General features: G+C 65.0%; 24 protein-coding genes. 4 read left to right on the forward strand and 20 right to left on the reverse strand.

What is annotated here, in order from left to right; all coding sequences use genetic code 11:
• Positions 1 to 12 precede the first annotated feature (12 nt).
• From RS83_RS07855 to RS83_RS07950, 20 genes are all read right to left on the reverse strand, one after another.
• On the reverse strand, positions 13 to 1,371 hold the full coding sequence (locus tag RS83_RS07855; protein WP_045278970.1) for a M23 family metallopeptidase: 1,359 nt from the start codon (positions 1,369 to 1,371) through the stop codon (positions 13 to 15).
• 193 nt (positions 1,372 to 1,564) lie between these two features.
• Positions 1,565 to 2,248: a copper resistance CopC family protein gene (locus RS83_RS18270; RefSeq protein WP_052678980.1), complete on the reverse strand. Its 684-nt coding sequence runs from the start codon at positions 2,246 to 2,248 to the stop codon at positions 1,565 to 1,567.
• On the reverse strand, positions 2,245 to 3,804 hold the full coding sequence (locus RS83_RS07865) for a cytochrome c oxidase assembly protein (RefSeq protein WP_197072086.1): 1,560 nt from the start codon (positions 3,802 to 3,804) through the stop codon (positions 2,245 to 2,247). The genes RS83_RS18270 and RS83_RS07865 overlap by 4 nt, the downstream gene beginning before the upstream one ends.
• A 335-nt stretch (positions 3,805 to 4,139) precedes the next feature.
• Entirely contained in the window at positions 4,140 to 4,655 is a 516-nt protein-coding gene (locus tag RS83_RS07870) for a DUF3515 family protein (RefSeq protein WP_045278972.1), read from the reverse strand.
• A complete protein-coding gene (gene lnt / locus RS83_RS07875) occupies positions 4,640 to 6,244 on the reverse strand; it encodes an apolipoprotein N-acyltransferase (RefSeq protein WP_082071577.1) in 1,605 nt (534 codons plus the stop codon). The genes RS83_RS07870 and lnt overlap by 16 nt, the downstream gene beginning before the upstream one ends.
• A complete protein-coding gene (locus RS83_RS07880; RefSeq protein WP_045278973.1) occupies positions 6,228 to 7,178 on the reverse strand; it encodes a cytochrome c oxidase assembly protein in 951 nt (316 codons plus the stop codon). Before RS83_RS07880 ends, lnt begins: the two co-directional genes overlap by 17 nt.
• A 34-nt stretch (positions 7,179 to 7,212) precedes the next feature.
• Entirely contained in the window at positions 7,213 to 7,548 is a 336-nt protein-coding gene (locus RS83_RS07885; protein WP_045278974.1) for a DUF6804 family protein, read from the reverse strand.
• On the reverse strand, positions 7,545 to 8,057 hold the full coding sequence (gene lspA, locus RS83_RS07890) for a signal peptidase II (RefSeq protein WP_331454293.1): 513 nt from the start codon (positions 8,055 to 8,057) through the stop codon (positions 7,545 to 7,547). The genes RS83_RS07885 and lspA overlap by 4 nt, the downstream gene beginning before the upstream one ends.
• A 19-nt stretch (positions 8,058 to 8,076) precedes the next feature.
• On the reverse strand, positions 8,077 to 8,694 hold the full coding sequence (locus tag RS83_RS07895) for a copper resistance CopC family protein (RefSeq protein ID WP_197072087.1): 618 nt from the start codon (positions 8,692 to 8,694) through the stop codon (positions 8,077 to 8,079).
• A gap of 43 nt (positions 8,695 to 8,737) precedes the next feature.
• Positions 8,738 to 9,652, reverse strand: a complete 915-nt coding sequence (locus RS83_RS07900) for a cation diffusion facilitator family transporter (protein WP_029259133.1) — start codon at positions 9,650 to 9,652, stop codon at positions 8,738 to 8,740.
• A 9-nt stretch (positions 9,653 to 9,661) separates the two neighbouring features.
• On the reverse strand, positions 9,662 to 10,651 hold the full coding sequence (locus tag RS83_RS07905; protein WP_331454294.1) for an NAD(P)-binding domain-containing protein: 990 nt from the start codon (positions 10,649 to 10,651) through the stop codon (positions 9,662 to 9,664).
• The gene (locus RS83_RS07910) at positions 10,648 to 11,313 is read right to left on the reverse strand and encodes a DsbA family protein (protein ID WP_045278976.1); all 666 of its coding nucleotides are present in this window, start codon (positions 11,311 to 11,313) and stop codon (positions 10,648 to 10,650) included. The genes RS83_RS07905 and RS83_RS07910 overlap by 4 nt, the downstream gene beginning before the upstream one ends.
• Before the next feature lie 71 nt (positions 11,314 to 11,384).
• Positions 11,385 to 11,915: a hypothetical protein gene (locus tag RS83_RS18750; RefSeq protein WP_156153155.1), complete on the reverse strand. Its 531-nt coding sequence runs from the start codon at positions 11,913 to 11,915 to the stop codon at positions 11,385 to 11,387.
• A 9-nt stretch (positions 11,916 to 11,924) separates the two neighbouring features.
• Complete coding sequence (locus RS83_RS19115) at positions 11,925 to 12,260, reverse strand: hypothetical protein (RefSeq protein WP_231587743.1); 336 nt, start codon at positions 12,258 to 12,260, stop codon at positions 11,925 to 11,927.
• 210 nt (positions 12,261 to 12,470) lie between these two features.
• Entirely contained in the window at positions 12,471 to 13,337 is an 867-nt protein-coding gene (locus RS83_RS07920) for a F510_1955 family glycosylhydrolase (protein WP_045278977.1), read from the reverse strand.
• Between the two features lie 60 nt (positions 13,338 to 13,397).
• A complete protein-coding gene (locus RS83_RS07925) occupies positions 13,398 to 13,997 on the reverse strand; it encodes a DUF305 domain-containing protein (RefSeq protein WP_029259139.1) in 600 nt (199 codons plus the stop codon).
• Positions 13,998 to 14,082: 85 nt separating this feature from the next.
• The gene (locus RS83_RS07930; protein ID WP_052678987.1) at positions 14,083 to 14,544 is read right to left on the reverse strand and encodes a DUF6153 family protein; all 462 of its coding nucleotides are present in this window, start codon (positions 14,542 to 14,544) and stop codon (positions 14,083 to 14,085) included.
• Between the two features lie 51 nt (positions 14,545 to 14,595).
• Positions 14,596 to 16,707, reverse strand: coding sequence for a heavy metal translocating P-type ATPase (locus RS83_RS07935; RefSeq protein WP_197072088.1), 2,112 nt, complete (start codon positions 16,705 to 16,707; stop codon positions 14,596 to 14,598).
• A 56-nt stretch (positions 16,708 to 16,763) separates the two neighbouring features.
• Positions 16,764 to 17,087: a heavy-metal-associated domain-containing protein gene (locus tag RS83_RS07945; protein WP_029259143.1), complete on the reverse strand. Its 324-nt coding sequence runs from the start codon at positions 17,085 to 17,087 to the stop codon at positions 16,764 to 16,766.
• A gap of 31 nt (positions 17,088 to 17,118) precedes the next feature.
• A complete protein-coding gene (locus RS83_RS07950; protein WP_029259144.1) occupies positions 17,119 to 17,400 on the reverse strand; it encodes a metal-sensitive transcriptional regulator in 282 nt (93 codons plus the stop codon).
• Between the two features lie 234 nt (positions 17,401 to 17,634).
• Between RS83_RS07950 and cmtR the strand changes: the two genes are divergently transcribed.
• From cmtR to RS83_RS07970, 4 genes are read left to right on the forward strand one after another with little or no spacing between them, the layout of a single operon-like run.
• Positions 17,635 to 17,994, forward strand: a complete 360-nt coding sequence (gene cmtR / locus RS83_RS07955; protein WP_029259145.1) for a Cd(II)/Pb(II)-sensing metalloregulatory transcriptional regulator CmtR — start codon at positions 17,635 to 17,637, stop codon at positions 17,992 to 17,994.
• On the forward strand, positions 17,991 to 19,907 hold the full coding sequence (locus tag RS83_RS07960) for a heavy metal translocating P-type ATPase (protein ID WP_045279077.1): 1,917 nt from the start codon (positions 17,991 to 17,993) through the stop codon (positions 19,905 to 19,907). Before cmtR ends, RS83_RS07960 begins: the two co-directional genes overlap by 4 nt.
• Positions 19,907 to 20,515: a cadmium resistance transporter gene (locus RS83_RS07965; RefSeq protein WP_045278978.1), complete on the forward strand. Its 609-nt coding sequence runs from the start codon at positions 19,907 to 19,909 to the stop codon at positions 20,513 to 20,515. The genes RS83_RS07960 and RS83_RS07965 overlap by 1 nt, the downstream gene beginning before the upstream one ends.
• Positions 20,512 to 21,045: a signal peptidase II gene (locus tag RS83_RS07970; protein ID WP_231587744.1), complete on the forward strand. Its 534-nt coding sequence runs from the start codon at positions 20,512 to 20,514 to the stop codon at positions 21,043 to 21,045. The genes RS83_RS07965 and RS83_RS07970 overlap by 4 nt, the downstream gene beginning before the upstream one ends.
• The last annotated feature ends 34 nt before the right edge of the window (positions 21,046 to 21,079 follow it).

Raw genomic sequence — 21,079 nt, forward strand, 5'->3', positions numbered from 1 at the left:
TGTTTCGGAGCCTTAGATATAAACGCCGCGGTCTTCCATGAATCGGACGGGGTTGGTGTAACCACCGTTGATGTAGACCTCGAAATGCAGATGGCAACCGAAGGATCGTCCAGTGTCACCCGCGTAGGCGATGACCTGGCCGGAATTGACCCACTGCCCCCGACCGACGGCGATGCCACCGGGTTTGATGTGCGCGTAACCGGTGCTGACGCCCCCGCCGTGTTGGATGCGGACGTAATTGCCGTAGTTGCCGTTGGCGCCGGCGTAGTCCACGGTTCCGGAGTTGGCGGCGTAGATCGCCGCCCCGCAGCCGTTGGCCATGTCCGCGCCGTAGTGGTAGCTCGAGGAGCAGCCCTGCGAACCACAGATCGGGGTCCGCGGACCGTAGCTTGAACTGCGCCCGCCTCCGTGGGGCCGAACCCAACCGCCGCTCCCGGCGGAGCCTCCGCCGCCACCGTTGCCGCCTCCGTTGGCTGCCGCTTCGGCGGCTTCGCGTTCGCGACGGGCTCGCTCTTCGGCCTCGCGTGCGGCTACACCCGCCTGGTAGCCAGCGACAGTCTGCGTGGTGGTGTCTTTCAGCGCGGCGAGCTGCGCCTGCATCGTGTCGAGGTTCGCGGCTTGCTCGTCGAGCGCGGCCTGTGCGGCGTCGGCCGCTTCTTGTGCGGCAATCATCTTCTGCTCTGCAACCTGCTGCAGCCGGTCCCGTTCGTCGCGGGCGACCGTGGCCCGATCGGTCAGCGATTGGGCGGTATTTCGCGCCGAGATTGCGTCATCGTAGACCGACCGGTTGTACTCGAGCAGCTTGTCCATTGTGCCCAGCCGGGACAGGAGCTCATCGGCGTTGTCCGCGGAACCGGAGAAGAACAGTTGCAGTGCTGAATCGTCTCCACCGTTGCGGTACAGCTGTGCCGCAACTTGACCGGCCCTTCGCGCAGAGGTTTCGGCAATCGCTGATCGTTCGTCGGCCTGCGCCTGCAGGCTCTCGGCTTCCGTGATCGCAGCGAAGTATTCCTGTTGTGCGGCGTAGAACTCGTCGGAGGCGGTATCGGCGGCAGCCTGGGTCTCGGCGACTTTCTGCGTCAAGGACTGGATCAGCCCTTCGATCCGGGTGATCTCGGCGGCCTTGGCAGCTTCGTTGTTCTTGGCGCGTTGGACATCGTCCCAGCTCGGGTAGGACGCAGCGTACGCAGCTGAGACGCCGGAGCCGATACCGAAGGCAGCGAATGCCGCGACGCCGAGGGCGCCGAGTCCGAAAGCGCCACGTCGAGTAACACTCAGCTTCCAGAACGAGTCGCGTTCGGCGGGCGTGGGTGCACACCCGCATTCTTCAGCCGCCTCCGTAGCAGCGGCGGAGACGCGTCGTTCGTTCACTGTGCCCTCTCCTCGAGCTCGGCTTCGTGGATTCTGCTGCCATGAGCGTGCAGATTGGCCATGCTCGCGTTGCCCGCTGTCTGGTCTATCGTCCGTTCGTGGGGGCCGAAGTCGCGCCGACTCGCCCGTGATCTCTGATCTGTGGCCCATATCTGACGCACCGAACTTGAGTTCGACGGCCCTGACACGAAGCTCACTCTTTCGTATCCGTGTGGACGTCGGCGCTCAACCTGTCGTGTTTTTTCGTCTTCACTTGCCGTACAACAACGGTGGCGGTGATCACCGCGGCACCGATGACAGCCACGGCGATGATGAGCGGGATCGCGATCGAAGCCACCTCGTTCTCGCCTGCGGATACCGCCGGGGGAGGAGTGTCCGCTGCGGGAGGTTCGGTGGTTGGCGCGGCGGAGGGCGACGCCTTTGCCGGTTGGATCCGTGATTGTTCGTTCCCGCATGCTGGTTTGTCCCATCCCAGTCCTGGCTCGATACCGGTGGGAGCGTACGTGAACGTGAAGCTCTCCGAGATGGGGTGACCGTCGCTGGAGACGGCGTTCCACAGCACGGTGTAGACGCCCGGTTCTCCGAGTGCGACCGGGGTGGTGAGGATGTTGCGGTCGATGGTGGAGCAGCTGGATTCGTAGAAGAGGCCGTCGGGTCCTTGCACTTGGGCGAAGCTGGCTTGGCTGAAGTCAATGAGTTCCCCGCTGAAGGTGAGAGCGACGTCGTCAAGTTGGGTGACCGTTTCGTCTGCCCCGGGCACGGTGTCCAGGAGGTTGTCGTGCGCGAGAGCTGCGGGGGCAGGTGTAGCCACGATTCCCAGTGTGATGAGGGCTAGAAGTGTGCTGGCGAGCCAGCGGGTGCGGTGGGTGGAGGTCACAGGTGCGGGTCCTTTCGTACGGCGGGCACGGGGGTGCTACCGGTAGGTCGGTTGTTGCGTTTCGTGTGTAGGACGGAGATGCCGGTGAGGATTGCGAGCGTTCCCGCGATCATCAAGGTGGCGGCTCCGGCGAGGGCCTGGTCCCGGAGGGGGGTGGGTCCCCATGTCCGCCCCATGGCGCCAAACCATTCCGCGACGATGAGGTCGGAGCGAGTGATCGTGGCGATGCCGAAGAACGCTGCCACGCCTGTGAGTGCAGTGAGTGAGGCCAAACGCCACCGCCCCTCGGGAGTCGTGGACGCGTTCGGGGAAAGCGATCGCACGAAGAGGCACCCGGTGACGAGGAGCTGGCTGATCATCCATTCCGCTCCGAGCTGGTCGTAGAGCGACCAGCGGAACAGGTCGGAGTAGTGGAATAGCCACAGCGACGTGGCGAAAAGAGCCGCGGAGACGACGGGGCGCAGAGTAAATCTGGCCAGGGGGCTGTGGGCGGCCCAGAGGAGCCATTCCCGCGGTCCTCGGCTTCCATCGTCCCGTGGATGGGTGACCAAGGTTGCGAGGGTGACGGGCGCCGCGAAGACAAGGAGCAAGGGGATCGCGAGACTGAGGAGAGCGAAGGAGAGGAATCGCATACTGATGAGCGAGTCGTCGTAGGCGGCGATCGGCCCACTGGTCGTCCACAGAAGCGCCCCCATCCCCGCAATCCAGCTGATCGTGCGCTGGGCTGGCCACGGATACCCGCGGCGCCGTGCGCGTCGGACGCCGACGAGGTAGAAGACGATTCCGAAACCCGCGACGAGCACCCAGAGGAGGTCGGGGCTCCACGCCGTGAACCATCTCTGCAGGGTGAGTGCGACCGGGACGGGTGCGTCGGTGAGGATCTCTGCGGCGGTGGTCTGCGGGAGTGTGATCGTGTCGGCGGGGGCGGCGGTGCGGGCGAGGGCGGCGGCGGCACCGCTCGCGATACCCATGAAACCGAGTTCGACGCTCACGATCATCCAGAAGGCGCCACGGCCCTCGTTGGCCTTTGCGATGAGTCGACGGCGGTAGGCGGCACCCAGGACGCCCATGACCAGAAGAGCGCCGATCTTTGTGAGAAGGATGATGCCGTACGGTGAGGCCAACTCCTCCCACCGGCCGAGGGCAGTGAGCGCCCGCACATATCCCGAGACGGCGACGCCGATGAACGCGATGAGTGCCACCGTCGAGTATCGGCGGAGCAGGTTCTCGAGTTCGTGCGGAGAGCTGATCGGTCGCGCGGCGACGAGCAGGATGAGACCTCCGAGCCATATTGCCGCTGAAATGACGTGCAGGACGAGGGACATGACCGCGGGATCGTGGTTGGCGAGCTCACCCGAATGACCTTGGGTGGCCATGGGTATCAGGCTGATGATCGCAAGCACGGTTGTGATCAGCACCGCCCCATAGCTGCGCACAGCGAATGCGAGGACTGTCACGACCGAGGCGAGGATCGCGGTGATGAGCCATGATCGTCCCAGCTCGGTGTCGAGGAGGAAGCGGCCGAGCTGCGTGCCGAACTCGGCGCTCAGGCTCACTTGCGGATTGAATGAGGACAGGAAGGTGAGGAAAGCCACCACCCCGCTTGTGATGGTGAGGGTTGCGGCGCCGGCGGAGGCTATATCGAGTGCGACGGTGAAGGGTTTCCCCCCCGAGGGGAGAGCGAACACCGCCAGTACCAGTGGCCCGAGCATCGCCGCACCGGAAAGATTGACGAACAGCTTCGCGGCCGGGAGTCCCCATCGCACGAGGGCTCCAGGGTCACTGGTGATTCTCGGTGCAGCTCCTCCACCGATCACGAGCCCGACCACTACAGCGATGAGTGCGGCGACAACGAGAATCGTTGGTCCAACGATCCGGAGAACAACGGGATTCATGGAGCGGTATCCCCCGTCCCAGTGCCAGGAGCGTCCGGGTCTTCCGTCACAGGTGCCGTGCATTCACCGGTCTTGGGGAGCTGCTGGATCGCCCCGGCGAGAGATTCAAGAACCGCGTCCGCCGACAGGGTGGTGGTGTCTACGTACACCTGGGCAGCCGGCTCCCGGCCGTAGGTTGTGAGCCGCAGATTCGGGGTCTCCTCCTCGTCGACGATCCAGTCGACGCCCCCCAAGCTGACACATTGCAGCGTGGTGGGGGCCGGTGGCTCCAACCCGCAGGTGAGGAGCACGCTACTGGGGGTGCCCCATGCTGCGGTGGCCTGAGCGTCCGTCCACACGCGAGCCTGGTCGCCAATCGAGTCCGGTAGTCGCACGGTGACCTCTGCGCACAGCGGGTCATTCGCGTTTGCTGCGGGCTCGAGGTGGACGGTGGGTGCGCAGCTGCTGAGTAGAAGCAGTGCGCAGAGTGCCGCGACAGAGGTCAGAATCTTGAGCTTCACAACTTCATCCATCCGTCTTCTTGGGCGTCAGCATGCGACCGCCGCTGTCGGATCGACATGATGAGCAGCGCTAGTACGGTTCCGATACTGAGTGTCCAGTCGAGCCACGGCATCAGCACAACGGCGAGGGTCGTGCCGGTGCGGAGAGGGACCTCGGTGATCTTCGCCGCGGTCGTGTCCACCGCAACCTGCGCCAACACTTTTCCATCGCGGCCGATGACTTGACTGGTCCCGGTGGTGGAGACGTTCACGGCAGTTCTTCCTGTTTCGATCGCGCGCATGCGGGCGATGGCCAGCTGTTGGAGGTTCTCGTCGGTGCCTCTGAAGTCCGCGTTGTTGGTTTGAAACACGAACATCTGCGCGCCAGAGGCCGCGCTTTGGTGGATGACGTCGTCGTAGATGACGTCGAAACAGATCGCCAGACCGATGGGCACATTGCCAACGTTCACGAGGGGTGTGTTGGAGCCGGGCGTGTACTCGCGTTGTATCAATCCGATGAGGTCGGGGGCGATCGCTTCGTAAAACCAACGGTCCGGGACGTATTCGCCGAAAGGGACGGGGTTGGCCTTGTCGTGGAGCTTCTGCGGCCCGGCGCTGGTCCACAGCATCGAGGTGTTGAACGTGTCGGCTCCACGAGTGGTCGCCGCATTCACCAGTGCCGGAGCGCCAGCACCCTGCACGAGTCGATCAAGGCGTCCTGCGACGGCGACATCGCGCAGGGGATCGGCGTCGACGGCCCCTTCTGGCCAGACGAGAAGGTCCATTTCACGGTCCAGGAGAGGAGCGGTCGCTTCTTCCTGCGCGCGCATGATGTCACCTGTTGTCCTGGTGTCGAAGTAGCCGCTAGGGCCGTTGCCCTGCACCCATCCGACGCGCATCATTCCCGCTTGCTCGGTGGGGAACAGAGGGACGGCTATCGCGGCAACGACGATGACCGCTGCTGCTGCTGCTGGCTCCCATCGGCGGAGGATGAGGGCCTCCACGACGCTCGCGCAGACGAGGACTGTCAGGAAGGACAGCCCGGTGGTCCCCACCCATGAAGCGGCCTCCGCGAGCGGGCTCTCGGCGAGGCTGAAACCGACGCGCGCCCAAGGGAAACCGGTGTACGGCGTACTCCCCATCAGCGTTTCTCGCAGCACCCACACACCGGCGACGAGCACGGGAGTGATCGCGCGATACCCGTGTCGCGCCCGGGTTGTGGCGACACGATAGGCGAGTGCGATCAGCACGCCGCCGGCACCGAATAGCAGGGATTCCAAGCCAGCCAGCGCGACCCACGGGATGGGCCCCAGAAACCGTGACACCCATACCAGGTGGGTGAAGTAGAAGGTCGCGCCGTAGACGAGGGAGATCAGGAACGCCCGGGGGAGAGAACGTCCGCGGAGCGTCCACAGCCCGATGGTTACGCTCACGAGCGTTGCAGGCCACCACCCGTATGCGGGGTAGCCGAGATCCAGCATTCCTCCTGCGATGGCGGACGCGACAATTGCTACGGGAAACGGCACCGCAACAGGCAGGCGCGCATCGTGCTCTCTGGGATTGCCGCGCCTCGATCGAACGGAGAGGGCGCGTCTCGCCAACGGGTCAGCGGTCACGGTCATGAGAGCTCAGTTTTTTGAGGTAGGCGTTGTACGTGTCGAGGTCGGCGTTCCCGTGCACGTCGGCGTACCGGTCGGCCGCGGCAGCACGAGCGGTGTCGCTGCGGAACCAACGATGCATCACGTAGATCAACATCAGCACGGTCGGGGCTTCACCGTAGGACCATGCCAGAGCGCCGGCTAGCTGCTGATCGGCGAGGGGATCGATGCCCAGCGCCTCTGTGGGGGCGACGAATGAGCCGACAAGGATCGTGCTGGCCATCATGAGGAACACGCCGAAGAACGCGTGCAGGGCGGCTTCAGCAAACACGTCCAGTGCGCGCGCACCATGGCCCAACCTGATCGGCAGAGGATCGGAGGACAAGATGGGGATGGTGAACAGCATGCCGGCGAGGAGGAATCCGACCTCGAGCGCGACGTGACCCCCGGGGAAAATGAGGATGGCATCGGCAGCACCCGCAAGGTAGATGCCGTAGAACGCGAACAGGTAGAGCGGGACAGTGGCCCACGGGCTGAGTACCCATCTCGCGGCCGGGCTTCGAAGAGCACCGTGGGCTGCTGTGAGGACTACCCGTCCCGCTCCGTGATGCGGTGTTGCTCGCAGAAGAAGGGTTCCGGGTGAGCCGAGGACCAGTAGCGGCGGCACCATCATCATCAGAGTGAGCTGCTGGAACATGAAAACGGACACCAGCGCCTGGCCGTAGGTTTCAACGCCCAGACCGGTGACCGCCGCGAGGAGAACGCACCCGAGCAGGAAGCTGATCGTCCGCCACACGGGCCAACGACGCCCGTGCGTCCACAATCGGATCGCTCCGACGAGATACAGCGCAGCGAGGATCCCCGCGACGATGGGTAGCACTGGAAGCGTAATGTCGGCCGGTGCGAGGAATGTCTGCAGAGACGGGGGACTGCTGGGGATCTCGCCGCTCACACGCATGGTCGTGACACGAAGCTCACGAAGCTCACGCCGCTCACTTCCGGATCACCTTGATCGTCGCACCCGCTGCCAGGAACACCACGGCCGCGATGGGCTGTGCTGTGGTCCACACAACTCCGGAGAAGGGGAAGGGCATCACCGGATTCCAGAGCACGGCGATCGCGAGGAAGACCGGGATCCACCACCAGTGGCGTGCCTGCAGCGCAAACCACGCGACGATCAGCCCGAAAATTGAGGCGATGAAGAGGACGAGGGGTGCCCAGTTCGCCTGGAAGAGCGCCGGGGCCAGGAACAGGATCGCGGCGGCGACGAGGCTGGGGGCCAGGGCGTTCCGCTGGTACGTGGAGGGGACGCGTTCTTTGGGACTCATGGGTGAACCGTTTCTTCGGCGGGGACAGGGTCGACGGGATCGGGGCGGGACGCGGGGTCTGGCCGGCGACGGCTTGTGCGCAGACCCGCGACGATGAGGAATACGGCACCGATGCCGAGAGCGACATCGGCGAGGTTGCCGATGAACAGGTTTCCGTAGGCGAGGAAGTCGGTGACGTGCCCGATCCCGAACGCGGGCGGCGAGAATAAGCGATCGATGAGGTTTCCGATCGCACCGCCCACGATGAAACCGAAACCAACCGCCGACCACACGTTCCGGGCTCGGGTGGCGGCACCGATGAGGACTGCGGTGACAGCGACCCCGATGACGGTGATGACCCATGTGGAGCCTTCCCCGAGCGAGAAGATCGCCCCGGGGTTGAAGGCCAGTTGAAGACCGAGCCAGTCACCGATCAGCGGTATACGCGCATCTTGCCGCAACGTGTTCAGAGCAAGAGTCTTGGTGCCTTGATCGATCAGGATGACGATGGCGGCGACGATGAGCATCACGGCCGACCGGCGGACTCGATCACGCATCGGCGTCTTTCTCCGTAGCTGCGGCATCCTTGGCGGCCTGTGCGCGGTCGCGCTGGTGACGCCGGCGCCCGGCCATAACTACTCCCACGACGCCGATCCCCAGAATCAGTGCCAGACCCGAGAGGAAGAACAGGGGCAGCAGTTCGAAAGCACCGCCGCCGGATGCCGTGCCACCGTATGTTTGCGCGGGTCGGGCCGGTTCCGGCTCCTCGGTTGGGGAGGTTTCAGGGGTGGGGCTTGTGGTCGGAGTGCTGGGTTCCGTGTCCGTCGCGGGCGTGACGGTGTACACATACTCTCCGTTGATCGGGTGGCCGTCGGCGGAGACGGTCTTCCAGCGGACGGTGAAGATGCCGGTTGCGGCGTCGGGGGAGAGGTGTTGGGTGATCGAGTCACCGCTCACCGTTGGCGGGTCGATGGCGACGTTTGCTCCGCTTTCATCGAGAACCTCGACGACCGTTGCGTCGTCACCACCGGTGAGGGTCCCGGTGAACATCAGAGAGATCTCGTCGGGGGAGCCGTTGATGGTCGAGTCGGCGGTGGGGTACGACGAAACGAAGTCGTCATGAGCGGCGGCCGGAGATGCAGTCCCAAGTACGACGGATGCCGACAACAACAGGGTGGTGAGGACGGCAGTGGTGCGTGCCGAGAGGCGTTTATGCATGGGTGTCGTGCTCTCCGGGGTGGGATTCGGGTTCGATCTGAAAGGTGGAGTGTTCGATGCTCACGGCGAAATGTTCGCTGACGCATTGCTGAAGTGATGTCAGCAATGCGGCGGAAGCTTCCATCGTGACGGTGTCATCGACCACGACGTGGGCGGTGAGCGTGGGGAGGTCGGTCGAGACCTGGGTCGCGTGGAGGTCGTGCACAGCGACCACGTGCGGAAGGGCAAGGATGTGGCGGCGGACGTCCTCGAGGTCGAGGCCGGCAGGTGTGGACTCCATCAACACTCGGCCGGATGCTCGCAACAGGATGAGGGTGCGGGGAATGATGAGCAGCGCGATCAGGACGCCCGCGACGGCGTCCGCCTGATACCAACCGAAAACGGCGATGAGGATGGCGCTGGCGATGACGCCGACGGAACCGAGGGCATCGTTGACGACCTCGAGGAACGCGGCGCGCATGTTGAGATTGCGTCCGCGGCCGCTGAACAATACGAGCATGGAGGCGATGTTGGCGACGAGACCAACGATGCCGAAGAACAGCAGACTTCCCGAAGCGATCTCAGGGGGCTCGAACAGCCGCCGTACGCCTTCCACGAGCGCGAAGATGCCCACTCCGAGCAGCAGAGCTGCTTGGGCGAGCGCACCGAGCACCTCCGTGCGTTGAAGACCGAAGGTGTATTTGGGAGTCGGGGGACGGTTCATCAGATGCGCAGCGGTGACGGCCATCGCCAACCCGATGACATCGGTGAGCATGTGTGCAGCATCAACGAGCAGTGCGAGGCTGCCTGTGATGATCGCGCCGATCACTTCGACGATGAAGACCGAGGAGGTGATCGCGAACGCGATGACCAGGCGATTGCGGGGAGTGGCGTCACCAATACCGTGACTGTGCCCTGTTTCTGTCATGGTGCTCCTTTAGGGTCGTCCAACGATGAGCCGGGCGACGGTCGCCGCATCGCGACTCGTCCCAGCGAGGGTGTCCGCGTCCGCGCGGGAGTATCGCGGCATGCCAACAGTGAACAGTCCGGGGATGCGTGCACTGACGTGCAATGGCTGCCCGGGCGGCTCCGAATCGGGCAGCCATGTGTCTGCCGGCCTGTATCCGGTCGCAAGGATCACGGAATGCGGCTTCATGGACGCCCCATCGGCGAACATCACGGTGTCTCCGTAAATCTCCGTTACGGCGGCGGCATGAGTGACGTCTGTCGAAGCTACGCGGGGGCGTGCCTCGGACATCGGACCCTTACGTCGCAGCCTTGACCAGATGGGCCGCTCTGATACTCGTGAGGGTGCCGCTCGAGTGGAGAGGGTGACGTCGTGGGAGGACGCGAGTTCCTCAGCAATCTCCACTCCGCTGTATCCGCCGCCACCGACTAACACGCGGCCGGGGGGTATCTGCGCGGGGTAGAGGTACTGGCTGGAATGCAGCACAACACCGGGTACTGCCAGTTCCTGGCGCCACCCCGGTATGCGCGGCACGGCGGCAGCTCCCGTTGCGCAGACCACATTTCGGGTTTGCACTTCCCCGGCGGAGGTCGACAGATGCAGCGTGGATCCGTCGCCCAACCGGTTGACTCCAAGAGCTCGTGTGCTCCACACGGTTTTCACACCGAGGGCTTTCTCCACCGAAGACAGGTAGTCGGACATCTCGTCCGCACTCGGATGACGGTCTTCATCGCCCGGGAAAGGGAACCCGCGGACGAAACTGTGGCGTGCCAGACTGCGTAGTTTCATCGACTGCCGCCGTGTGGCCCAGCTTCGTTGACCGGGGGGTGCAGAATCGATGATCACGAAGTCTTTCTGTGGCTCAAACCCGGAGGACCTGAGCGCGGCGGCTGTCGCCAATCCGGAGTGCCCGGCGCCGACGATGATGACGCGACGGTGCGATAGCGTATGCGCCATCATTCAGCACCGTTCACAGCGGCTTCAATGCTGTCTTCCAGGTCAGTCCACGTCTCCAATACGACAGGCTCCCCATCGATGAAGAACGAGGGGGTGCTGCTGACACCGAGCTGTTCACCCTCGTCGAGATCGAATTGGACCCGTTCTGCTGTCGCAGGATCAGCGACAGCATCATCGAACGCGGCCATGTCCAATCCGAGTTCCTCCGCAAACCCCCGGAACAGGTCCGCACGCGACTCTTGAGCCTCACCCCATTGAGGCTGCGTTTCGAACAGGCGGTGATACATGTCTTCCAGGCGTCCCTGCTGCGCTGCGGCTTCGGCAGCGATTGCGGCGTTCTTTGAGTTGAGGTGACCCGGCAGCGGGAAGTAGCGGATCACGTAGGTGATCTCGCCATCGAACTTGCCGCGGAGATCCTCGACGAGGGGATAGAAAGCACCGCAGGCCTCGCACTCGAAATCGAGGAATTCGACGACCGTCACCGCCCCTTCTCCTCCGTCATCGAGGACGTGCGAGTTCTCACGGACGACTTGTGGACCGTCAGCGGTCCCCGTCTCGGGTGCGGCAGCTTGATTCTGATTGATCAGGACGAAGACCAGCGCGATGATCAGCAACACCACGGCGAGAGCCACGGTGACAAGTACCGCTTTCACGGAAGATTTCATAGACACTCCAAACACACACAACGAACGAGGACGACCAGTGGAGCGCCATCGAAGAGATGGCGCCGCCAGGGTCAGGTCCGCGACAGAGAAAGCTGTGTGAGAGAAGGAGGCAATGCGAACAGGCGCCCCGTCATGGCCGCCAGTGATGGTGCGCGCGGCAAACGTTCGCGAATGTGAGAAGAGGGGACGTGCCGGCGGAAGGTCCGCGTGATGATGAGCACCAAGAAGCAGCAGATGATACCCAAGAGGCACCCGGCAACACCGATCATGATGTCGTTGGCTGCGTCCCCGGTCACGAATTGTTCGGCGGCCGCGCCGGCAACGCTTTCACTCGAACCCGCCGAGACATGGCCAGTCGAAGTCGTCCCTAGTGACGACGAGGATGTCGCGCTCAGATACGGAGTCGCGTCCGTCGCGTCACGGTGGCCGCCCGGCCATGCTCCGACTACGAGAAGAAGAGCAAGTCCGAGGGCTGTAATGATCTTCGTTATCAGGAATTCGTCGGCGCGGCTGGCGCAGTTGCGAGTGCGAGCGTGGACGACCATGACCTCAGGATGGTACCAGCCCCACCAATCGAGATTATTTGCGAACTCGAGAGCCACGCGCCCGTTCTACCGGCGAAACAAAGAGGTCTTGGGACGTCCGCTGAGCCAGCCCATAACCCATTCAACGGGGCCAGTCCCGACGAACCGCCACCACAGCCAACCCGCCACGATCATGCCCGGAACGATCACCAGCCAGCCCAAATAGAAGTTCTCGGCAGGGCGGCCATACGCGTTACTCCAGAGTGCGATGAGACCGCCGTGCAGCAAGTACAGGGACAGCGCCACCCGACCGCACGCGCACAGGGGAACAAAAGGGGTCTGCTGCTCGGCGCGCAGCTCGTCGGCACCCGCGGTGCGGAGATCTCCAAGCGCGTCGACACCTACGCCACGGCTCTGCACCACGGCATGACCGTCGCAACGATGAGTGACCTCGACCTCTCCTGCACGCCCCCGCTCGGCTCCCCATGGGACGCCGTGCAGCTCGCAACGCAGGCATGGGAGCGCCAAACTCGGACGAGCACTTTGGTGTAAGTAACCCCTGGGATCGGCTACCTCAGCCCAAGTCGTTGCTGCGATCCGAACCCGGGAAAGATTGTGACCGTTCGGGGCGGCCTAGCGGGGCAGCGCAGTGAGTCCGCTCTGATCGAAGACCAAGATGTCGCCGCCGTTCGTGATGGTGATCGCTTGTGCGGAGCCGTGGGTTGTGCCGGCGGGAACCCACTCCGCGCCTGATGCGGGTCTGACCCAGATCTGTCCGCCGTTGCCGACACCGACGAGGCGCTTGCTATCGGGTGAAGCGGCGAGGAGGTAGAGCAGCGGTGCATCGTTCACGGTGGTGAACGTGGCGCCCTCATCCGCGCTGACTTGCAGCCCGTCGGGTGTGGCGGCGAACAGTTGCCCTGCGGCGTCGATGGCGAGGTTGACCGCGACGACTTCCCCGGCGGGCGACCATGTCTGTCCGGTGTCGTCGCTGCGGAGCAGTTCGATGGAGTCTGACGCAAGCCCGTACAGGCTCTCGTCCGGGCCGGCGGCGAGAGCGTGGAAGTCCTTCTCTCCGGTGAGCGAGACCGGTGACCAGGATCGGGCGCTGTCGTCGCTTCGGATGATTCCGAGGTTGGGGGAACCGAGTTCGGGGGCAGTCGTTCGCCCGGGGTGTCCAGACGCGATGAGGGTATCCCCGATGGCGGTGAGGCCCATCGCGTCAAAGTCGGTGTTCTGGACGCGGTCGCCAATTTCGCCGTCAAGCGTGGCCGTGTAGATCCCGTCGTGGGCGCCCAGTAGGTAGCCGTCTCCTGAGGGGTCAGGCACGATCGCGTGGACGTGTTCGATGGTGGTGGCGTGGTCGTGTCCGGTGGTCGGCTCGGCAGGTGCTGTGCACCCGGCGAGCACGATGCTGGCCGCGATTGTCGTAGCGATCGTGAGTGCTCCGCGACGTCGCAGGCGGGAAGTAGGCAGGGTGAAGTTCTTGAGGGTTCGCATGATGGTGTCCGCAAACAGATCTATGGGTGGGGTGCGGGAGTCCCGCACCCCACCCGTGGATCACGGAGTTGCGAGGATCTCCTTCATGGTGGCGATCTCTTCCGTTTGCGTGTCGATGATGGTCTCGGCCAGTGCGACGGCGTCGCTGTTCTGACCGTTGTCGACTTCGTCTTGCGCCATGTCGACGGCACCCTCGTGGTGCTGGATCATCTGCTCGAGGAACAGACGCCCCGCATCGGGACCGGCGGCATCTTCGAGGGCCTGCATGTCCTCTTCGGACATCATGCCGCTGCCGTGATCCATGCCCTCCATGCTGTCCATCTCCGCGCCCCAGTCTTCGAGCCACTGGTCCATCTGCTGGATCTCGGGCTCCTGAGCGGCTTTGATTTCTTCGGCGAGAGAGACGACGCGCTCGTCAACGCCGTCCTTGCTGAGGAGGACGTCGGACATCTCGATGGCCTGTGCGTGGTGTTCCTTCATCATGCTGGCGAACATGATGTCGGCGTCATTCGCATCTGCTGTCTCTGCGGGCGCGGACGAGCTGCCGCCGTGGTCCATGCCTTCCATGCCGTTGTCGGATCCGGTGGTTCCCGCGCAGCCGGCGAGGGCGAGCAGTGCGGTGAGGGTGAGTGCGGCGATCGCCGCGGGTCGAATCTTCATGAGGGTTCTCCAAGGGTCAGTGATGGGGCCCGGCGGCTGCCGGTGCCCGAGGGTGCGTTGCCCGCCAGAGCGGGCTAGCGCGTGATCACGTGCGACTGATGCAGAGAACCGTGAGAGATGGAGGCGGGGGAAGGGCGTGAGCGCGGGCGGGCCCGCGTGTTGTCGCGGGCGCGCGGGTCGCAACCAAGAGGGTGTGCCGCCAGCCGAGCCCGATCCGCCTGAGAAGGATGGTGGCCACCAGGAGCGCGAGGACGCACGCCATCCACGTCATCGAATCTCCGGCCCCACACGTCGCGCATCCCGCCTCCTGTGTCGGCGCGGCTGGCACGAGGGCGGTCGCGGAGGCGTCGGGGTGATGGGCGGATACTTCGGCCTGAGTGCTGACGGTGACGGTGTCATGGTGACCGGCGGCCGTCGCATGCGAGTTGAAGGAGTGCATCGCCAGTAGGCCGGCGATAATGCCCACGGCGATCGCGAGGACGGCCAGGGCGGTGTGGGTGAGCGTGCGCGGTCCGCGCACCTGTTGTGAGACCTTGATCAGCGACATACTCACCTCCCGTTCGCCCCAGCCTACGTCCGTCGACCTAACTGTTTCTCGCTACTTACCGGCCACGGCGTCCGGGCGCAGATCCAGTCGGCGCAGCAGCTGCGCGTTGAGCGCGACGACGATGGTTGACAGGGACATCAGCAGCGCGCCCACGGACATCGGGAGCACGAACCCGATCGGGGCGAGCACTCCGGCGGCGAGGGGGACGGAGAGCAGGTTGTAGCCGGCGGCCCACCAGAGGTTCTGCTTCATCTTCCGGTAGCTGGCCCGCGACAGTTCGATCACCGAGAGCACCGACCGGGGGTCGTCGCTGGCGAGGATGACGCCCGCGGACGCGATCGCAACATCCGTCCCGGCGCCGATGGCGATGCCGACGTCGGCCTGCGCGAGCGCGGGGGCGTCGTTGACACCGTCTCCGACCATCGCGACCTTGCGCCCTTCGCCTTGCAGCTCTTTCACCTTCGAGGCCTTGTCTTCGGGTCGGACCCCGGCGAAGTACCGGTCGATGCCGAGCTCGCCCGCGACGGAGGCTGCGACCGCGTCGGCGTCACCGGTGATCATGACCACCTGCACGCCACGCTCGTGGAGGGCCTCGACGGCGTGACGCGACTCCGAGCGGATCTCATCCGCCAAGCGCAGGGCACCCGCGACCTGTCCGTCGACGAGCACGTGGAGGATGATCGCACCCTCACGGCGCCACTCGTCGGCGACCGGTAGCTCGGAGGCGTGTTCCTGCTCGAGCATGTACGGGCCACCGACCTGCACCCCGCGCCCATCGACACGTGCACGGACCCCGACCGCCGGGGACGATTCGAAATCGGCTGACGAGGGGACCGTGAGGGTCTTCTCTTTCGCCGCGTTGACGATCGCGCGGGCGAGGGGGTGTTCGGAGTCTGCTTCCGCGGCCGCGGCCCAGGCCAGCAGCTGGTCAGGGTCGGTCCCGGAGACGGGGTCGATCGCGGTCACGGCGGGGGTGCCCTTGGTGAGCGTGCCGGTCTTGTCGAACAGGACGGTGTCGACGGTGCGCATGCTCTCCAGCGCGAGACGGTCCTTGATCAGCACGCCTCCGCGAGCGGCACGCTCGGTGGCGATCGACACGACGAGCGGGATCGCCAGACCGAGCGCGTGCGGGCAGGCGATCACCAGCACGGTGATCGTGCGGATCACGGCGGCGTCGGGCATGCCGACGATCGTCCAGACGATGGCGGTGATCGCGGCGGCGCCGAGCGCGAACCAGAACAGCCACCCGGCGGCCTTGTCTGCGAGCCGCTGCGCGCGCGAGGATGAATTCTGCGCTTCGGTCACCAGCTTTTGGATCCCCGCGAGAGCGGTGTCGTCGCCGATCGCGGTGATCTCGACCCGCACCCCGGAATCGGTGGCGACGGTGCCGGCGATGACCTGGTCGCCGTCGCTGCGGCGCACGGGCCGGGACTCGCCGGTGATCATCGACTCGTCCATGCTGGCCGAGCCCTGCACGATCCGCCCGTCAGCGGGCACCCGCCCGCCTGGGCGCACCACCACCACGTCACCCACCAGCAGATCGGACGGGGCGACCGTCACGGTCGTGTCGCCTTCGATCTTTTCCGCCTCGTCGGGCAGCAGTGCAGCGAGGGAATCCAGTGCTGAGGTGGTCTGTGCGAGGGAGCGCATCTCGATCCAGTGGCCGAGCAGCATGATCACGATCAGCAGCGCCAGCTCCCACCAGAAGTCCAGCTCATGATGGAGGAGGCCGAGGCTCGCGCCCCAGGATGCGAGGAACGCGACCGTGATCGCGAGGGCGATCAGGAGCATCATTCCGGGCTTGCGGGCACGAAGTTCACTCACCGCGCCGGTGAGGAACGGGGCCCCACCCCAGATGTACATGACCGTCCCGAGAACCGGGGACACCCACCCAACCCAGGCGGCTTCCGGCAACGGGTACGCGAGCAGCATCGAGAACATCCCCGAGAACCCGACAACCGGGACCGCAAGGACCAGCATGATCCAGAACAACCGCCGGAACTGGCCCACGTGATCGCCGTGGCCCGCGTGACCGCCGTGGCCCGCGTGACCTTGAGGAGCGCCGTGGTCGTGGCTCATCGCCGCGTGGTCATGCTGCGCCGTCGGCGCGGTGCCGGGATTCTCGTGTGCGATGTGATGGGTGTGCTCGTCGTGCTGGCTCATCAGAACTCCTTGTTCGATGCGCCCGGGGTCGAGCCGGGTGCGGACGGATAAGTGAATCAGGCCTGGCTGGTCGCGAGGCTGTAACCGGCCTCTTCGACCGCAGCCCTCACGGCAGCGGGATCGACAGGGGCTGCGCTGTGGATCGTCACGCGGGACGAGCCGCCGGCGTTCAGGTCGACAGCGACGAACGCGACACCGTCAAGCGCGCTCAGTTCCTCACTGACGCTCGACACACAGTGCGAGCACGTCATTCCCGTGACCAGTACCTCTTCCGAGACCGGGGCCGCCACAGGAGCGGATGCCTCGATGTTCGATGGGGCTGCGCAGCATGCGCAACCAGCGTTTGCGTCCTTCAGTCCGAGTTCGATGCGGTCAGTCATAGTGAGTTTCTCCAGATCGTTAGACGTGTGGTTATGAACGGACCAGGCGAGCGATGGCGTCGTTAGCTTCGCGGACCTTCTCCGCCGCAACCTCGCCACCCTCAGCGCTTGCCTGAGCGACGCAATGGCTCAGATGGTCACCCAGGAGCGACAAGGCCACCGTTTCGAGCGCCTTCGTGGCCGCAGCGACCTGCGTCAGGATGTCGATGCAGTACTTGTCCTCATCGACCATCCGCGAGATACCTCGCACCTGACCCTCAACCCGACTCAATCGCTTGCGCAGATCCGCCTTGTTGTCGGTGTAACCGTTCATACCCACAACATACCCCCTGGGGGTATGTAACTCAACAGGCACCGGCCTATTCCCGAACGACAGCCTCCGGCTGCAGTTTCGCGGGACGATCGCTATCGAGCGCCCGGCGGCATGCGGCGTCGTCCACCACAGCAGGATCGCGCACCTCACGACTGGTTGACGCGGCGACGAACAGAACGCCATAACATTCGATCGAATTGATAACCAGTCAGCGGTCACTGTATAGTTCAGTGCATGCTGACCATTGCTTCCCGTCTTGATGTGATGAACCGACTCGGCCGGGCCATGGCTGATCCGACCCGTTCCCGGATCTTAATGACGTTGCTCGACGGACCGAGCTATCCCGCTGTGCTCTCGCGCGAACTGGAGCTGACGCGCTCGAACGTGTCGAACCACCTCACCTGCCTGCGCGATTGCGGCATCGTCGTTGCCGAGCCGGAGGGCCGTCAGACCCGATACGAAATCGCCGACCCGCACCTAGCTGCTGCCCTCGTCGCACTGGTGGACGTGACGCTGGCTGTCGACGTGCACGCCCCGTGCGTGGACTCGGCGTGCACGGTGGCGGGCTGCTGCGGAGCGGGGGCTGGCGCGTGAGCGAGGCGTGTGGTTGCGAGCATGAGCCTGCCGCCACGGCGGGAGAGGAACACGAAGAGGCTGAGCGGCCCTGGTGGAAAGACCGCGGGATCATGGTGCCGATCTTCTCGGGTGTCGCGTTCCTGGGGGGTCTGATCCTCGAGTGGTCCGGCTTAGAGATCCCGGCGTTGGTGCTGTTCTGGGTCGGACTACTGCTGGGCGCGTCGACGTTCACGCCGGGCGCGATCCGGAAACTATTCAAGGGCAAGCTCGGCATCGGGTTGCTGATGACGATCAGCGCGATCGGCGCAGTCATCCTCGGGTACGTGGAGGAGGCTGCAGCTCTGGCGTTCTTGTACTCGATCGCTGAGGCGCTCGAGGACAAGGCGATGGACCGCGCCCGCGGCGGGCTAAGGGCACTGCTGAAGCTCGTGCCGGAGACAGCGACGGTGCTGCAGGGCGGTGTCTCCGCGCAGGTACCGGCGAGAGAGTTGACGGTTGGCCAGGTCATGGTGGTCCGCCCGGGTGAGCGGATCGCGACCGATGGGATCGTCCGATCCGGGCGCTCCAGCCTGGACACATCGGCGATCACCGGGGAGTCGATCCCGGTCGAGGTCGAGCCTGGCGATGTTGTGTCGGCCGGTGCGATCAACAGTGCCGGCGCGCTGGAGGTTGAGGCGACGGCTGCGGGCACCGATAACTCGCTCACGACGATCGTGGAGCTGGTCGAGAAAGCGCAGACCGACAAGGGCGAGCGTGCCCGTCTGGCGGACAGGATCGCCCGCCCACTGGTGCCCGGCGTTCTGATCCTCGCGGCGCTCGTCGCGATCATCGGTTCGCTGCTGGGTGACCCGGAGGTGTGGATCACCCGCGCGCTCGTCGTGCTGGTCGCGGCGTCTCCGTGTGCGCTGGCGATCTCGGTCCCGCTGACGGTCGTCGCTGCGATCGGCGCCGCGAGCAAGTTCGGTGTGATCATCAAGTCCGGCGCCGTTTTCGAGCGCTTCGGTACGGTCCGGCACGTCGCCGTCGACAAGACCGGAACCCTTACCCGCAACGAACCCGTGGTCACCGCCGTACTCACCGCGAACGGTGTAACCGAGGTCCAGGCGCTGGCCTGGGCGGCTGCGCTGGAGCAGCACAGCACACATCCTCTTGCCTCAGCAATCACCGCCGCAGCCTCGGGGATACCGGCAGCTGCAGATGTGACCGAGCAGGCCGGCCACGGCATCGACGGCACCGTCGACGGATCGACAATCACCGTCGGCAGCCCCCGCTGGCTGGACGCCGGCGACCTCGTCGAGCGGGTCGCATCGCTGGAAGAGCAGGGCATGACCGTCGTCATCGTGCACCGCGACGGGTCACCGGTCGCCGCGATCGGCGTCCGTGACGAGCTGCGCCCTGAAGTCCCTGACGTAGTCCGGACACTCACCGGCCAGGGCGTCGGCGTGACTATGCTCACCGGCGACAACGCCCGTACCGCTCGTGCACTGGCTGCGCAGGCCGGGATCAGCGACGTGCGAGCGGAGCTGCGCCCGGAGGACAAGGCGACCGCGATCGCAGAACTGTCGAAGGCAGGACCGGTCGCGATGATCGGCGACGGCATCAACGATGCCCCGGCCCTCGCTAGCGCAGACATCGGCATCGCGATGGGCGCGACAGGCTCCGACGCAGCAATCGAATCCGCCGACGTGGCCTTCACCGGCCATGATCTGCGCCTCATTCCGCGGGCATTCGACCACGCACGTCGCGGTCGACGGATCATCAACCAGAACATCATCCTGTCCCTGCTGATCATCACCGCCCTGCTCCCGCTCGCGCTCTTCGGCGTCCTGGGACTCGCGGCCGTCGTCCTGGTCCACGAGGTCGCGGAAGTCATCGTGATCCTCAACGGCCTGCGCGCCGCCCGCGCCCGCACGCCACAACTGGAAAACTGATGCTCGCCACCATCGGTTCAGCGATCGGCCTGTTCGCGGCAACGAACATCGACGACATCGTCGTGCTCACCGTGCTGTTCCTCGCCTCCAGTCGAGGGAAACCCCGCCCGTGGCAGATCGTCGCAGGCCAGTATCTCGGGTTCATCACCCTGGTCGTGATCAGTGTGATAGCCGCGCTCGGGCTCACGATCGTTCCGGACGAATGGGTCGGGTTCCTGGGTCTGATCCCGCTCGGTATCGGCGTGTGGACGCTCATTCGCGGCTTGCGCCGCAACGGCGACGATGACGACGACGACTCCAAGATCACCGCGGTCGGACTATGGGGCGTCGCAGGGATCACGATCGCCAACGGGGCCGACAATATCTCCCTCTACACGCCGATCTTCCGCACCAGCGCCCCCGGCGACGTCGCGATCATGATCGTCGTATTCCTCATCCTCGTCGCGGTCTGGTGCGCGGCCGGTCGGCTCATCGGCACCAACAAGGCCGTCACCGAAGCGCTGGAACGCGTCGAGCACTGGCTCGTACCCGCCGTGTTCATCGGTCTCGGCCTGTTCATCCTGATCGAATCCGGCGTCATCGTCCGTCTGATCGAGGCCCTCGCATGACCTCCTCCCAGACAGAGGCTCACCCGCCCCCTTTGCGCAAGCTGTCGTCGGCACGGCGGTGGCAGCTCACTGGTGGAGCGCTCTTGATCGCCGTGGTTGTCGTGCTGATTGATCAGGGAACCAAGGTGTGGGCCGAAGCGACCCTCACCGAGCGTGAGCGCATCCCGCTGATCGGTGACCTGCTGGGTTTGCAACTCGCCTATAACCCGGGAGCGGCATTCTCTTTCGGTGAAGGCTTCACCTGGGTGTTCGCGCTGCTCGCTGTCGTCGCCGCCGTCACAGCGATCGTGTTCGCGTTCCGAGTGCGACGCCTGGGGTGGGCGATCGTTGTCGGTGCGCTCGGTGGAGCTGCTGCCTCACATGCAGGCGACCGCCTTTTCCGCGATCCTGGGTTCGCCCGGGGTCACGTCGTGGACTTCCTTGCCTACGGGAACTGGTTCATCGGGAACGTCGCTGACATCGTGATCTTCGCCGCAGCGATCGCCGGAGCAGTTTTCATGATCCGCGCAGATGATGAGAGCACCGAGTGAGATTCGTTGTCCGGTGGTGGGACACTCATCAACT

The organism is Microbacterium oxydans, assembly GCF_000956525.1.
GTDB lineage: Bacteria > Actinomycetota > Actinomycetes > Actinomycetales > Microbacteriaceae > Microbacterium > Microbacterium oxydans_A.